At 59.2% G+C, this 14,830-nt stretch carries 10 protein-coding genes and 3 pseudogenes; 9 read left to right on the top strand and 4 right to left on the bottom strand.

The genetic code is table 11. The features are described 5' to 3' along the window. Positions 1 to 188 precede the first annotated feature (188 nt). A pseudogene (locus GHN92_RS24400) lies at positions 189 to 470 on the bottom strand (PAS domain-containing protein); the annotation flags it as partial. A 152-nt stretch (positions 471 to 622) separates the two neighbouring features. Then, positions 623 to 850, bottom strand: a complete 228-nt coding sequence (locus GHN92_RS03910) for a hypothetical protein (protein ID WP_095001524.1) — start codon at positions 848 to 850, stop codon at positions 623 to 625. A gap of 270 nt (positions 851 to 1,120) precedes the next feature. Between GHN92_RS03910 and GHN92_RS03915 the strand changes: the two genes are divergently transcribed. The 9 genes and pseudogenes from GHN92_RS03915 to GHN92_RS24410 form a co-directional block, all read left to right on the top strand. Then, entirely contained in the window at positions 1,121 to 2,266 is a 1,146-nt protein-coding gene (locus GHN92_RS03915) for an efflux RND transporter periplasmic adaptor subunit (protein ID WP_095025446.1), read from the top strand. Then, positions 2,263 to 5,358 carry a multidrug efflux RND transporter permease subunit gene (locus GHN92_RS03920; protein WP_153379418.1) on the top strand — a complete coding sequence of 1,032 codons (3,096 nt, stop codon included), beginning with the start codon at positions 2,263 to 2,265 and terminating at the stop codon, positions 5,356 to 5,358. The genes GHN92_RS03915 and GHN92_RS03920 overlap by 4 nt, the downstream gene beginning before the upstream one ends. Positions 5,359 to 5,366: 8 nt before the next feature. Then, positions 5,367 to 6,041 carry a heavy metal response regulator transcription factor gene (locus GHN92_RS03925; protein WP_095001527.1) on the top strand — a complete coding sequence of 225 codons (675 nt, stop codon included), beginning with the start codon at positions 5,367 to 5,369 and terminating at the stop codon, positions 6,039 to 6,041. A 28-nt stretch (positions 6,042 to 6,069) separates the two neighbouring features. Beyond that, on the top strand, positions 6,070 to 7,413 hold the full coding sequence (locus tag GHN92_RS03930; RefSeq protein ID WP_095018366.1) for a heavy metal sensor histidine kinase: 1,344 nt from the start codon (positions 6,070 to 6,072) through the stop codon (positions 7,411 to 7,413). A gap of 229 nt (positions 7,414 to 7,642) precedes the next feature. Then, entirely contained in the window at positions 7,643 to 7,867 is a 225-nt protein-coding gene (locus GHN92_RS03935; RefSeq protein WP_095020348.1) for a hypothetical protein, read from the top strand. A gap of 191 nt (positions 7,868 to 8,058) precedes the next feature. Beyond that, positions 8,059 to 9,378 (top strand): OprD family porin, encoded by a 1,320-nt coding sequence (locus GHN92_RS03940; protein WP_095031980.1) that lies wholly within the window; start codon positions 8,059 to 8,061, stop codon positions 9,376 to 9,378. A gap of 85 nt (positions 9,379 to 9,463) precedes the next feature. After that, a complete protein-coding gene (locus tag GHN92_RS03945; RefSeq protein ID WP_153379420.1) occupies positions 9,464 to 10,957 on the top strand; it encodes a GGDEF domain-containing protein in 1,494 nt (497 codons plus the stop codon). Between the two features lie 101 nt (positions 10,958 to 11,058). Beyond that, positions 11,059 to 11,784, top strand: a pseudogene (locus tag GHN92_RS24405) (cache domain-containing protein); the annotation flags it as partial. 76 nt (positions 11,785 to 11,860) lie between these two features. Further along, positions 11,861 to 12,535, top strand: a pseudogene (locus GHN92_RS24410) (GGDEF domain-containing protein); the annotation flags it as partial. A 50-nt stretch (positions 12,536 to 12,585) separates the two neighbouring features. Here GHN92_RS24410 and lpxC read toward each other — a convergent pair. Continuing rightward, on the bottom strand, positions 12,586 to 13,497 hold the full coding sequence (lpxC, locus tag GHN92_RS03955) for a UDP-3-O-acyl-N-acetylglucosamine deacetylase (RefSeq protein WP_019823785.1): 912 nt from the start codon (positions 13,495 to 13,497) through the stop codon (positions 12,586 to 12,588). A gap of 112 nt (positions 13,498 to 13,609) precedes the next feature. Further along, positions 13,610 to 14,824, bottom strand: a complete 1,215-nt coding sequence (gene ftsZ, locus GHN92_RS03960; RefSeq protein WP_095001531.1) for a cell division protein FtsZ — start codon at positions 14,822 to 14,824, stop codon at positions 13,610 to 13,612. Between the last annotated feature and the right edge of the window lie 6 nt (positions 14,825 to 14,830).

Raw genomic sequence — 14,830 nt, forward strand, 5'->3', positions numbered from 1 at the left:
ACAAACAATGCCAGCCTGCCCCCCAAGCCAAGGCGCAAGCCGGCCGGCAACAGCGGCTTGCGCCCCGAGCGTAGAGCGGCGTAGTGGGCCTCGGCGACCGCGACACGTTCAGGAGTCGGGTGGGTACGCACGGATTGGTACTCGACGGTCTCGCCATTTTTCATCACCGGCGTGACATAGGCGCTGACCCAATAGTGATCACCGTTTCTGCAACGGTTTTTCACCATACCCATCCACGAGCGCCCCGCCTTGAGGGTCTGCCACATATGGCTGAAAGCGGCGGGCGGCATGTCGGGATGGCGCAGCAGGTTGTGCGGGGTGCCCAGCAACTCGCTCAGTTCATAACCGCTGACCTCGATAAAGTCAGGGTTGGCGTAGGTGATGGTGCTGTCGAGATCAGTGGTGGAGAGGATGTTGGCGTCGGGGGCAAAATCAACGGGTCGGCCGGTAATCGGTAGATTGATTTTCATGACGGGCGCGCTCGGATTATTAGAGAAGAGTCGGCAGGGTCGTCGACTCTAAGCGCACCTATTAAGCAAATACTGATCTGGCGCATGACTAAAGGAGTTAATCAGGCCTGAACAAACACTAATGGCATATTGCCACTTTTTAGGGCATAAAATTAGCGTTTGCCCATGGTTTTGCGGGTGCCATGAGGGGGCGCGTTAGGGGTTTTATCATGACCGCCGAGGCCGCTTTTTTGGTAGTACGCCTTGCCCTGGGACTTGGCCTTGGCAAACTCCGATGGCTTGAACGGAAAAGTGAACGCAGGAATGACCGGTTTTTCCGGGGTATCGAGGTTCTCGGTGCTCACGGCATCAGGAGCGGTCGTTGGTGTAGGAGAAGTCATGAAAGCTCCGATATACGGGAAATAAACAGGCCGGATGGCGCAAGACCGCCCAGTATACCTGCGCACCCTGTATAGGTTGCACTCGCTGGTCGTAAAAATAATCCAACCCGCGGTGAAAACCCGTGACGTAGCAGCTGCCGAAGGAACGAGGCAGCTGCTACAAACCTTAAAGCTGTCACAAATGTCAGTTAGCCGTCACCGTTATGACCGGGTCCACACGCTATAACCTTTCTATAAGCCCCCATTCCACGCACACGGCGTCTATCCGGCATGCCCAATAAAACCAAAAAAATCTTGCTGGGCACGCTGCTGATTGCCCTGATGGGTAGCAGCGTCTGGTGGCTCAATCGCCCGGCGCCCGGCAAATCGGCAGGTAGCGCGCCAGTGCCGGTGCGGGTCGTGCAAGTCCTGCAACAGGATGTACCGCGCTATATCAACGGGATTGGCGCCGTACTGTCGCTGCACAGCGTCATCATACGTCCGCAAATCGACGGCATCCTCACGGGTATTCGGGTCAAGGAAGGCCAGACGGTCAAGGCTGGCGACCTGCTGGCTACTCTCGATGACCGCTCGATAAAGGCCAGCCTGGATCAGGCCAGGGCCCAACTGGGACAAAACCAGGCGCAACTGCAGGTCGCATTGGCCGACCTCAAGCGCTATCAGTTGTTGAGCGTGGACAATGGCGTGTCCCGGCAAACCCTCGATCAGCAGCAAGCCCTGGTCAATCAGCTCAAGGCTTCGGCACAGGGTGATCAGGCGGCGATTGCCGCGGCACAGGTGCAGTTGTCCTATACGCAAATCCAGTCCCCGGTCAGCGGGCGCGTGGGCATTCGCGCAGTAGATGCGGGTAACTTTCTAAGGGTCAGCGATGCCCAGGGGCTGTTTTCCGTGACCCAGATCGCCCCCATTGCCGTGGAGTTTTCCCTGCCCCAGCAGCACTTGCCCCTGCTCCACGACTTGCTCACGGCCAAACAACCGGCCCGGGTCAAAGCCTTTGTAGGCAATACCGACAGCAGCGGCACGCAACTGGGCGAGGGCCGCCTTAGCCTGATCGACAATCAGGTCTCGGCAACCACCGGCACAATCAAGGCCAAGGCTCAGTTCGACAACTCCACGCAAAGCTTGTGGCCCGGCCAGCTGGTCAATGTCGAAATCCAGACCGGACTGGACCGCAACGCCCTGGTGGTGCCACCGCAAGTGGTGCAGCGCGGGCTGGATAATTACTTCGTCTACCGGGTCAGCGGCGACAAGGTCGAAACCGTTCCCGTGCAGCTGACTTTTCAGGACACCGAACTGAGCATCATCACCGGCGTCAACCCCGGCGACACACTGGTCAGCGATGGCCAGTCGCGGCTCAAGTCCGGCTCGCGGGTTGAAGTCCTGAGCGGGCCAACGGCTGCCCGGGTGCAGCCATGACCCGCAGCCGCTCGGTGTCCGCCTGGTGTGTCGATCACCCGGTCGCCACGGTATTGCTGACCTTCGCCCTGGTGCTGGTGGGGCTGATTGCCTTTCCCCGGTTACCCGTGGCGCCCTTGCCCGAGGCGGAATTCCCGACCATCCAGGTATCTGCGCAATTGCCCGGCGCCAGCCCGGACACCATGGCGTCTTCGGTGGCAACGCCCCTGGAGGTGCAATTCAGCGCCATCCCCGGCATGACCCAGATGACCTCCAGCAGCGCCCTGGGCTCGATCACCCTGACCCTGCAATTCACCCTCGACAAAAGCATCGACACCGCCGCGCAAGAGGTTCAGGCAGCGATCAACACCGCGTCCGGCAAACTGCCCAAGGACATGCCGACCCTGCCGACCTGGAAGAAGGTCAACCCGGCCGACAGCCCGGTACTGATCCTCAGCATCAGTTCGCTGCAGATGCCAGGCACTGAACTGAGCGATTACGTCGAAACCCTGCTGGCCCGGCAAATCAGCCAGATTGATGGTGTGGGCCTGATCAATATCACCGGTCAGCAACGCCCGGCGATCCGCGTCCAGGCCTCGGCCGACAAGCTGGCGGCCATCGGCCTGACCCTGGCCGATATCCGCCTGGCGATCCAGCAAACCAGCCTCAACCTGGCCAAGGGCGCGCTGTATGGCCCGTCGAGCATTTCTACGCTGTCGACCAACGACCAGTTGTTCGACGCGGATGAATATGGCCAGTTAATCGTCTCGTACAAGGATGGCGCCCCCGTGCAGCTACGGGATGTGGCACGGGTTATCAACGGTTCCGAGAACGACTATGTTCAGGCCTGGTCGGGCCACCAGCCGGGGCTCAACCTGGTGATTTCGCGCCAGCCGGGGGCCAATATCGTCGACACGGTAGACCGCATCCAGGCCGCCCTGCCCGGTCTGCAGGCCATGCTTCCGGCTTCGGTCGAAGTGACGGTGCTGAGCGATCGCACCAAGACCATTCGCGCCTCCCTGCATGAAGTGGAAATCACCCTGCTGATCGCCGTGCTGCTGGTGGTTGCGGTGATGGCGCTGTTTTTGCGCCAGTGGTCGGCCACGCTGATTGTGTCGGCGGTACTCGGCGTGTCGCTGATCGCCAGTTTCGCACTGATGTATGTGCTGGGCTTCAGCCTCAACAACCTGACGCTGGTGGCCATTGTGGTGGCGGTGGGCTTTGTGGTGGACGATGCGATTGTGGTGGTGGAGAACATCCACCGCCATCTGGAAGCCGGAGAAAGCATGCGCGACGCAGCGATCAAGGGCTCCAGCGAGATCGGCTTTACCGTGGTATCCATCAGCGTCTCACTGGTGGCCGCATTTATCCCGCTGCTGTTTATGGGCGGGGTGGTCGGGCGGTTGTTCAAGGAGTTCGCCCTGACCGCGACCTCGACCATCATGATTTCCGTGGTGGTATCGCTGACCCTGGCGCCCACACTGGCCGCGCTGTTTATGCGCACACCGGAACACAAGCCCGATGCCAGGCCGGGCTTTGGCGAGCGCCTGCTGGGCCTCTATGAAAAAGGCCTGAAGCGGGCCCTTGCGCATCAGCGATTGATGCTGGGGATTTTCGCCGTGACCCTGGCCATGGCTATCGCCGGCTATGTGTTGATCCCCAAGGGCTTTTTTCCGGTGCAGGACACCGGCTTTGTACTCGGCACCACCGAGGCGGCGTCCGACATTTCATTCCCGGACATGACGCAAAAGCATCTGGCGCTGGCCGAGATCATCGGCAACGACCCGGCCGTGCAGGCGTTCTCCCATGCCGTGGGCGTGACCGGCAGCAACCAGACCATCGCCAACGGCCGCTTCTGGATTGCCCTCAAGGACCGCGGCCAGCGCGACGTGTCGGCCAGCGAATTTATCGACCGCATTCGCCCGCAACTGGCCAAGGTGCCTGGCATCGTGCTGTACCTGCGTGCCGGCCAGGATATCAACCTCAGCTCGGGCCCCAGTCGTAGTCAGTATCAATATGTGCTCAAGAGCAACGATGGTCCGACGCTCACCACCTGGACCCAGCGCCTGACCGAAAAACTGCGCGCCAATCCGGCCTTTCGAGATCTGTCCAACGACCTGCAACTGGGGGGCAGCATCACCCATATCAGCATTGACCGTAATGCGGCGGCGCGCTTTGGCCTGACCGCCACCGATGTCGATGAAGCACTGTACGACGCCTTCGGTCAGCGCCAGGTCAATGAGTTCCAGACCGAGACCAACCAGTACAACGTGATTCTGGAAGTCGACGCGCAGCAGCGTGGCAAGGCCGAAAGCCTCAATTACTTCTACCTGCGCTCGCCGCTGACCGGGGAAATGGTGCCGCTGTCGGCCGTGGCCAGGGTCGATGCGCCCATCAGCGGGCCGTTGTCCATCAGCCATGACGGCATGTTCCCGGCCGCCAACCTGTCGTTCAACCTCGCCCCCGGCGTGGCCCTGGGCGATGCGGTGCTGATGCTCAATCAGGCAAAAAACGACATCGGCATGCCCGGCACCATCAGTGGCAACTTTCAGGGCGCCGCCCAGGCCTTTCAAAGTTCGCTGGCCAGCCAGCCGTGGTTGATCCTCGCGGCGCTGGTGGCGGTGTATATCATTCTGGGGGTGCTGTACGAGAGCTTTGTACACCCGCTGACCATCATCTCCACCCTGCCCTCGGCCGGGCTTGGCGCGCTGCTGATGCTGTGGATATGTGGCCAGGATTTCTCGATCATGGCGCTGATCGGATTGGTGCTGCTGATCGGTATCGTCAAAAAAAACGGCATCCTGATGATCGACTTTGCCCTCGATGCCCAGCGCACCCGTGGCCTGAGCCCCGAAGAGGCCATCTACCAGGCGTGTATCACGCGGTTTCGGCCGATCATCATGACCACTCTCGCCGCGCTGCTCGGCGCCCTGCCGCTGATGCTGGGCTACGGCACCGGCGCCGAACTGCGCCAGCCTCTGGGGATTGCCGTTGTCGGCGGGCTGCTGGTGAGCCAGGCGCTGACGCTGTTTACCACGCCGGTCATATACTTGTGGCTTGAACGACTGTTCCATCGTTCCAAACCCGTCAGCTTGCTGGCGACGAATCACTGAGGCGGGTCATGCGCGTTCTGATTATTGAAGATGAAGAAAAAACCGCCGACTACCTGCACCGCGGCCTGACCGAGCAGGGTTACACAGTGGATGTGGCCCGCGACGGCATCGAAGGTCTGCACCTGGCAATGGAGAGCGATTACGCCGTGATCGTGCTCGATGTGATGCTGCCTGGCCTCGATGGCTTTGGCGTACTGCGGGCCTTGCGCGCGCGCAAGCAAACCCCGGTGATCATGCTCACCGCCCGCGAACGGGTGGAAGACCGCATACGCGGGTTGCGCGAAGGCGCTGACGATTACCTGGGCAAACCGTTCTCGTTCCTGGAGCTGGTCGCCCGCCTGCAAGCCCTGACCCGCCGCAGCGGCGGTCACGAACCGGTGCAAGTGACCGTCGACGACCTGTGGATAGATCTGATCAGCCGCAAGGCCAGCCGCGCCGGAGCCCGCCTGGACCTGACCGCCAAGGAGTTTTCATTGCTCAGCGTGCTGGCCCGTCGTCAGGGCGAGATCCTGTCCAAGACCGCCATTGCCGAGATGGTCTGGGACATCAATTTCGACAGTGACGCCAACGTGGTCGAAGTGGCGATCAAACGCTTGCGCGCCAAGCTCGACGGGCCATTCGAACACAAGCTGCTGCACACCATTCGCGGCATGGGCTACGTGCTGGAGCGGCGCAGTGTTTAAGCGCCCCGCCGCCCTGAACTCCATCGCCATGCGCCTGAGCGCAATGTTCGCCCTGGTGGCATTACTGGTGTTTGTGCTGATTGGTGGAGCGCTGTACCAGCAGGTCGACAAAAGTATCGGCCGCCTGCCTGAAGCAGAGCTGGATGCCCGCTACAGCGTGCTTGAGTCATCGATCAACCGCTACGGCAACGCCGAGCACTGGGCCAAGATGAGCACCAAGCTCAAGCTGCTCAGCGAAGAGGACAAACGCATCCGGTTTTGGGCGATCAGTTCAGACCCGGCCTATGAGTACGGCAACCCCGAGGCAGCCGTGCGCAAATTTGCCCAAGGACCCGTGGGCGTGCGGGACTTGCGCCTGCCCGGCCAGGCCTACCCGTTCAAAGTATTGATCAGCGAAATTCCAGCCAAAGAGCAGCGCCCGGCGCTGCGCTTTTTGATTGCCATCGATACCCAGACCTTTCGCCAGACCCAGCATCACTTGCTGCTTGCCCTGATAAGTCTGGCAACGATTGGCGTACTGCTGGCCTCATTGCTCGGCTATTGGGTGGCGCACATCGGCCTCAAGCCGCTGATCAAGCTGTCTGAAGAAGCGCAAAAGCTGGCTCCACCGCGCCTGTCGGGGCGTTTGCACCTGGCACCGCTGGCTCCGGAATTGGACCAACTGGTCAGTGCCTTCAATTCGACCCTGGACCGCGTCGAGCAGGCCTGGACCCGGCTGGAGTCATTCAATGCGGATGTGGCCCATGAACTGCGTTCGCCGCTGACCAATCTGATTGGCCAGACCCAGGTGGCGCTGACGCGGGGGCGTTCGGCCGAGCATTACTTTGAAGTGCTGCAGTCGAACCTCGAAGAGCTTGAGCGCCTGCGCAGCATCATCAACGACATGCTGTTCCTGGCCAGCGCCGATCAGGGCAGCAAGGCCAGCAAGCTGTCGAGCGCCTCCCTGGCTGATGAAGTGGCGACCACCCTGGAGTATCTGGAGTTTATTCTTGAAGACGCCCGGGTTGTGGTGCGGGTCAGCGGCGATGCCCGGGTCAATATCGAAAAACCCCACCTGCGCCGGGCGCTGATCAACTTGCTGAACAATGCCGTGCAGCACACCGAAGCCGGGCAAACGATCGAGGTGTCGATCGAGCAGAATTCCGGGCGGGCCATAATCAGCATCAGCAACCCCGGCCTACCGATTGCCGCAGAACACTTGCCGCGCTTGTTCGAGCGTTTCTACCGGGTGGACGCGGCCCGCCACAACAGCGGTGCCAACCACGGGCTGGGGTTGGCCATCGTCAAGGCGATTGCACAGATGCATGGCGGCGAGGTGTTTGTGCACAGCGACGGCGGGCGCAATACATTCGGGTTGGATCTGCCCGCTTGACCTGTAGCACTGTAGATACTCTGTTGCAGGTCAAGCCCTATTGTGGGAGCGAGCAGGCTCGCTCCCACAGTTGCAGTTTTCCTGTAGCTGCCGAGGCTCTAGTCCACGGCCCTCGCATTTGTTACTCAAAACGCAAAAGTCCTTGTCTAAAACAAGGCTTTTTCGCCCCTGCCTGGCGCTATAGATTTAACCCATCACACAGCACTTGCTAAGCAAGAAGGTCTTTGAAATGTCCAGCAGTATGGGTATGGCTAGCGTTTTCGTTTTGTCGTCTTTGTTGTTGTCGCCTTTGGCCATGGCGGAAGAGTCCCCTGCATTCGTCGCACAAAATGCGGCCCGCGCGGCATCGTTTGAACAGCATCAGTCAGAGCTGACAGCACGCCATCAAAACGACGCAAAACCGCAGCCTACACAGGCAAAAGCCAGTGTTTCCGATCAAGCCAAAGACAGCTGATTGCTCACTCGCAGACTTCCCGACCCAGTCGGTCATCTGTCACACATGTGACTGACTGTTTCAAAAGCCGCTATCATAGCGGCTTTTTTTTGTTTTAAAAAAAGCGCTGCCAACACTGGGAGCCCTTCGAACAAGAACAGAATTTGCAAAGAAAATAAAAACTGCCGCCACTTTCAAGGAGCAACAAACTGGTGAAGTACTCACACAAACTCAGTCCGTTATTCATTGCCCTGGCTGCAACGATCCCCACCTACGCCCACGCCGACGAAGACTCAACCAAAGACGGTTTTATCGAAGGTTCCAGCCTTAAGATCCACGCCCGCAATTACTATATGAACCACGATATCCGCAGCCCCCATGCTGATGACAGCAAGGAATGGGGCCAGGGTTTTGTCGGCAAGTTCGAGTCGGGCTTCACCCAGGGTACGGTAGGTTTCGGCCTGGATGCCTACGCCTTGCTCGGGCTCAAGCTCGATGGCGGTGGTGGCACCGATGGCAGCAGCATCCTGCCAGTCAGTGATGGCAACGGCAAAGCGCCTACCGCCTTTTCGTCTGCCGGTGCCGCACTGAAAATCCGCGCCTTCGATACCGAGCTCAAAGCCGGTGATATGTTCCTCACCAATCCGGTAATAGCCGGCGGTGAAACCCGCATGTTGCCGCAGACCTTTCGCGGTGTCAGCCTGACCAACACCAGCTTCGAAGGCTGGATGTTCGAAGGCGGCCAGGTCAGTTTTGAAAAACCTTACAACCAGAGTGGCATGCGCCGCCTGACCACCACCTACGGTGACCTGGGCGATCAAAGCAGCAAGCACATCACCTGGGCCGGCGCGTCCTGGAGCGGCGTGCCAGAAATCACCAGCAACCTCTACGCCGCCCAGTTGCAGGATATCTGGAACCAGTACTACTACGACTTTGACTACACCTGGGAGATGAGCGAGGGCATCACCCTCAACCCCGGCCTGCACTACTATCACACCCAGGACACCGGCAAGGCCCTGCTGGGCGATATCGACAACAACACCTTCAGCCTGCACCTGGCCCTCGGCATTGACGGCCACAAGGTGACCGCGGTGTACCAGCGGGTCAATGGCAACACGCCTTTCGACTATATCTATCAGGGCGACAGCGTTTACCTGGACAACTCGCAGCAATATTCGGACTTCAACGGCCCGAACGAGCGTTCCTGGAAGCTGCAATATGAGTATGACTTTGCCGGCCTCGGAATCGCCGGCCTGACCGCCAGTGCGTCGTATTCACGGGGTGAGCTGGACCTGACCAAGGCCGACCCCGACAGCATCGGCTACAGCAACTGGTACAACCCGGAAGGCAAGAACGCCCATCACTGGGAACGCGACCTGGGCCTCAAGTACGTGATCCAGGAAGGCAAGGCCAAGGATCTGGCAGTGACCCTGCGCTGGGCCACCAACCGCGGCAACACGGCCTACCAGAGCGTGGACAGCGATGTGGATGAGTATCGGGTGATCATCGACTATCCTATTGATGTGTTTTAATCCATGAACAAAGGGCCAGCGTAAAGCTGGCCTTTTCATATGATTGCGTTCATTTTATGGGGCCGAACCCAGGGCGACAATGAGCATGGCCATCAAGCATATCTTGCGCAGTAACGTGCTGACCCTACGCCTGCTGATCGGCGCCACAAGCGTTTCAATCATTGCCATTCTGAGCATCGTCAGCTTCCTGCTGGTACGCGAACACCGCACCGCAGAACTGGCCGCCATCCGCACTTCCCTCAATATCGTGCAGTTGGTCGGGCGTGACGTTCAAAACACGGTAAATCTCTACGACTCAGCGCTCAACGCACTGATCGACGTATCAAAACGCAGCGACCTGAACAGTGTCTCCCTGCCGCTGAAACATATGCTGTTGTTCGATAAAGCCGAACAGACCCCGGCCAATGGCGGCTTTTACCTGCTCAATGCCCAAGGCGACCTGGTCGCCGACTCACGCACTGAAGTCAGCCCCAAAGAAAACTTCAGCCACTGGCCAAGTTTTGTGGAGCACCGTGACTCCAACAGCCCCAACCTGTTTATCTCCCACCCTTTTGACTCAGCTGAAAACGATGGCATTTGCTGCATCAGCTTCAGCCGGCGGATTTCCGGGCCTGACGGCAGGTTTCTCGGCGTCGCGGTGGCGCAGATGAAGCTGGACTATTTCAAGACCCTGTTCCAGAGGCTCGACCTGGAACCCCATGGATTTATCCGACTGATCAGTACTGATGGCACGCCACTGACCCAGCATCCCGAACCGGCATCCGCCGACGCGCACACCAACCTGAGCAACAACCCCGTGTTTGTCCGCTTTCTGCAAGAACACAGAGGCAGTTTTATCGCCCTCTCCAGCATTGATGGCGATGAGCGGCTGTACAATTTTTCCGAGGTCGGTGACCTGCCGTTGATTGTGGTGGTCTCACTGGCCACTGAGGATGTGTTCAGCGCCTGGAGGCGTAACGCCATTTTGGTCGGTATCGGTACGCTCATGTTATGTAGCGCCCTGCTTGTCCTCACCTGGTTGCTGGGCCGTGAATTGCATTTGCGTCAACGCGTCGAGCGCCAGCTCGAAGCGCTGGCAACCACCGACCCGCTGACCGGGCTGGCCAACCGCCGCAAGCTGGACCAGACCCTGGAACAGGAATGGCGGCGGGCGCAGCGCTCAGGCAAGCCGCTGTCGCTGATCATGTTTGACATTGACCATTTCAAGAATTTCAACGACACCTATGGCCATCAGGACGGTGACGAGGCCTTAAAACGTGTGGCACGGACTATCCAGCAGTGCATGCACCGCTCCACCGATCTGGCGGCCCGTTATGGTGGCGAAGAGTTTGCAGTGGTGCTGAGCGATACCGATGCCAGTGGCGCGTACAACCTGGCACAGAGCATCCGCCAGGCCGTCGAACAACTGGAACCGTTGACGCCCTCCCATCGCCGGCTCACCACCAGCATGGGGGTCAGTACCCGCCAGGTTAAACCTGGCGACCAGCTAGCAGGCTTGATCAACAGCGCCGATCAGGCCCTGTATCAGGCCAAGAAGGCCGGGCGCAATTGCGTAATCAGTGCAGCAGAGTTGTCCTGAGTGAGTGCCAGCCTTGAATGAAAGGCCCGCTGTACATGGTTTTTTCTTCAGAGGGTCAAGCCATTAAATATCATCTGCGCACACCGGTTATCACCCGCCGCATGCTGGTCTGGGCCAGCGCCTTGTCGGTGGTTGCGATTGTGAACATCGTCGGCTACCTGCTGGTCAGGGAATACCGCAATACCGAAGATGATGCGGCTCGCTCTGCCTTGAATATCGTGCAGCTGATCAGCCGTGATATCCGCAATACCATTTCCACCTATGACTCGGCGCTCAACAGCCTGGTCAGCCTGGTGCAAAGCCAGGCGCTGGCCTCGCTTTCGCCGCAGACACAACAACCCCTGCTTTTCGACAGAGCGGCCGAGGCGCCGTCCAATGCCGGTTTTTTTGTGCTGGATGCCGACGGCAAGGTGATTGCCGGCTCACGCCCGGTCGAGCCCCTGCTCAACAACGCTCGCCAACAGTCCTGGTTCAAGGTTCATCTCAAGGGGCAAACTGAAGGCATCTTTATCAGCCGCCCCTTGCCTGCCAGCGATGCCCCCAATGACTGGAGCCTGGTACTCAGCCGCAGGATCACTACCCCGGACGGCAGGTTTGGCGGCGTCGCCGTGGCCCTGATGAAGATGAGCTACTTCCAGAACCTGTTTCGCGGCCTGGACCTGGGCCCGAAGGGTAATATCAGCCTGGTCAGCAGCGAAGGCATCATGCTGATCCAGTACCCGGCCACCACCATGTTCTATACCGGCCAGGACCTGGGGCACACGCCGATCTTCCTGCGTTTTCTGACCGAGCGCCACGGCAGCTTTACCGCCGTGTCCGGTATCTATCACCTGCAGCGCCTCTACAACTTCGCCCAGATCAGCGAGTTACCCTTGCTGGTGGTGGTGGCTTTGTCCACCGAGCATATATTCAGCAACTGGCGACACACGGCCCTGTTGATCGGCAGCGCAACCCTGCTGCTGTGCCTGGGCCTGCTGTGGCTGACCTGGCTGCTGGTACGCGAATTGCGCCTGCGCCAGCGCGCCGAAGGCGAACTCGCGGCCCTGGCCGCCACCGACCCGCTGACCGGACTGGCCAACCGGCGCATGCTGGACAAGACCCTGGATCTGGAATGGCGCCGCGCACAACGTACAGGCGCGCCGCTGTCACTGATCATGATTGATATCGACCACTTCAAGCCCTTCAACGATGCTTATGGTCATCAGGCAGGGGATGAGGCCCTGCGCCAGGTCGCCCGGGTCCAAGGCCAATGTGCGACGCCCCGCCGACCTGGTGGCCCGCTACGGCGGTGAAGAGTTCGCGGTGGTGCTGACCGAAACCGACGCGGCAGGCACGCGCCTGCTGGCAGAAAAAATTCGCGCCGCGGTTGAGCAAATGGAGCCGGTCGACCCCACCACCAAAAAACTCACTGTGAGCCTGGGCGCCTGCACCCGCTACGCCAAACCCGGCGACGACCGGGAAGAACTGCTCAGCACTGCCGACAAAGCGCTTTATCAGGCCAAAAAACGCGGGCGCAATCGGGTGATGGATATCAATGAAACCGGCCTGAATGCGCTGAAACCTAAAAACGAAACATAAAAAAAGGCCACCCGAGGGTGGCCTTCAAAAACTAGAGAAAGAAGTTTTACTTAAACTGCCGCAACCGGACGCATATACGAAATCGGTGCAGTGCTGGCATCTTCAAAGGTCACGACTTCCCACGCATCGGTCTGTTCAAGCAGCTTGCGAATCAGCTGGTTGTTCAGTGCATGGCCAGACTTGAAGCCCTTGAATTCACCGATCAGGCTATTGCCCAACAGGTAAAGGTCGCCAATTGCATCGAGGATCTTGTGCTTCACGAATTCGTCTTCATAGCGAAGGCCGTCTTCGTTCAGTACACCATCCGCGTCGACCACGATGGCGTTTTCCACGCTACCGCCGAGTGCGAGGTTGTGCTTGCGCAGGTACTCGATATCACTCATGAAACCAAAGGTACGCGCGCGGCTGACTTCTTTTACAAACGAAGTGCTGGAAAAATCCACGGTTGCACTTTGGGTGCGGTTACGGAAAACCGGGTGATCGAAATCGATCTCGAAGCTCACCTTGAAGCCTTCGAAAGGGACGAAAGTGGCGCGCTTGTCGCCATCTTCCACTGTCACTTCACGCAGGATGCGGATGAACTTCTTCGGCGCGTCCTGTTCTTCCAGGCCGGCAGATTGAATCAAGAACACGAAAGGTCCGGCGCTACCGTCCATAATCGGGACTTCAGACGCGGAGAGTTCGACGTAGGCGTTATCGATCCCCAGGCCAGCCATGGCCGAGAGCAGGTGCTCTACCGTGTCTACTTTTACATCGCCGTTGACCAGCGTGGTCGACATCGTCGTCTCGCCGACGTTTTCCGCGCGCGCAGGGATCTGCACAACAGGGTCAAGGTCTGCACGACAAAACACGATGCCGGTGTCCACAGGCGCAGGCTTGAGGGTCAGGTAGACCTTCTCACCGGAGTGCAGGCCGACACCTGTGGCACGGATAATATTTTTCAGGGTGCGTTGTTTAATCATGGCATTGGCCGCTTCAGCGCAAATTGCGAACTGGTATCAACAAAGGCTGGCGATAATAGCAGACCGAGCCTTTGCTGAACACCAATCACCTTAATACCCCTGATTGATTTCATTAATCAGCCTGGCGACGCAGGAAAGCCGGGATGTCCAGGTAATCCAGATCATCTTGCGGATTGAGCTTGGCAGCAGTCGTCGCGCCTTGCTGGGCCTGGTTGCGCATCACGGTCGGGCGATCCAGATCACGGTAGTTGACCACCGGTTGTTCCTGACGCTCGGTACGGGTTTCCTGACGAACAGGGGCGCTGTGTGCTGCCGAAGCTGCGTACGAAGCCTGCAGGGTGTTGTCGACAACCTTGACCGGCTTCTCGATTTTTGCACCCAGACCGGTAGCAACCACGGTGACATGCAGCTCGTCACGCATGTCCGGATCGATAACAGTACCGACCTTGACCATTGCGTGTTCCGAAGCGAAGGCTTCGATGATGCTGCCCACGTCGGAGTACTCACCCAGGGACAGGTCAGGGCCGGCGGTGATGTTTACCAGGATGCCGCGAGCGCCTTCCAGGTTCACGTCTTCGAGCAACGGGTTGCGAATGGCCGCTTCGGTGGCCTCACGTGCACGGTTCGGACCGCTGGCGCAGCCAGTGCCCATCATCGCCATGCCCATTTCGCTCATCACGGTGCGTACGTCGGCAAAGTCGACGTTGATCATGCCCGGACGCTTGATGATGTCGGAGATACCGCGAACGGCACCGGCCAGTACGTCATCGGCCTTGGCGAACGCAGACAGCAGGCTTGCGTCTTTACCCAGGATGGTGAGCAGTTTTTCGTTCGGAATCGTAATCAACGAATCGACGCTTTCGGACAGCAGACGAATACCTTCGTCGGCGATCTGCATGCGCTTGCGACCTTCGAACGGGAACGGACGGGTCACCACCGCAACGGTGAGGATGCCCATTTCCTTGGCCACTTCGGCAATGATCGGCGCAGCACCGGTACCGGTACCACCGCCCATGCCCGTGGTGATGAACACCATGTTGGTGCCCTGCAACACTTCAGCGATACGCTCGCGGTCTTCCAGGGCAGCCTGACGACCGACCTCAGGGTTCGCGCCGGCACCCAGCCCCTTGGTCACGCCAGTGCCCAGTTGCAGGATGGTACGCGCACCAATGCTTTTGAGCGCTTGTGCGTCTGTGTTGGCGCAGATGAATTCCACGCCTTCGATGTTGCTCTTAACCATGTGGTTAACAGCATTGCCACCGCCACCACCAACACCGATAACTTTGATTACCGGGCTTTGCGGGATGTTGTCTACGAGTTCGAACATGGTCCC

It is taken from the genome of Pseudomonas sp. FSL R10-2964, assembly GCF_009600035.1.
Lineage (GTDB): Bacteria > Pseudomonadota > Gammaproteobacteria > Pseudomonadales > Pseudomonadaceae > Aquipseudomonas > Aquipseudomonas bubulae.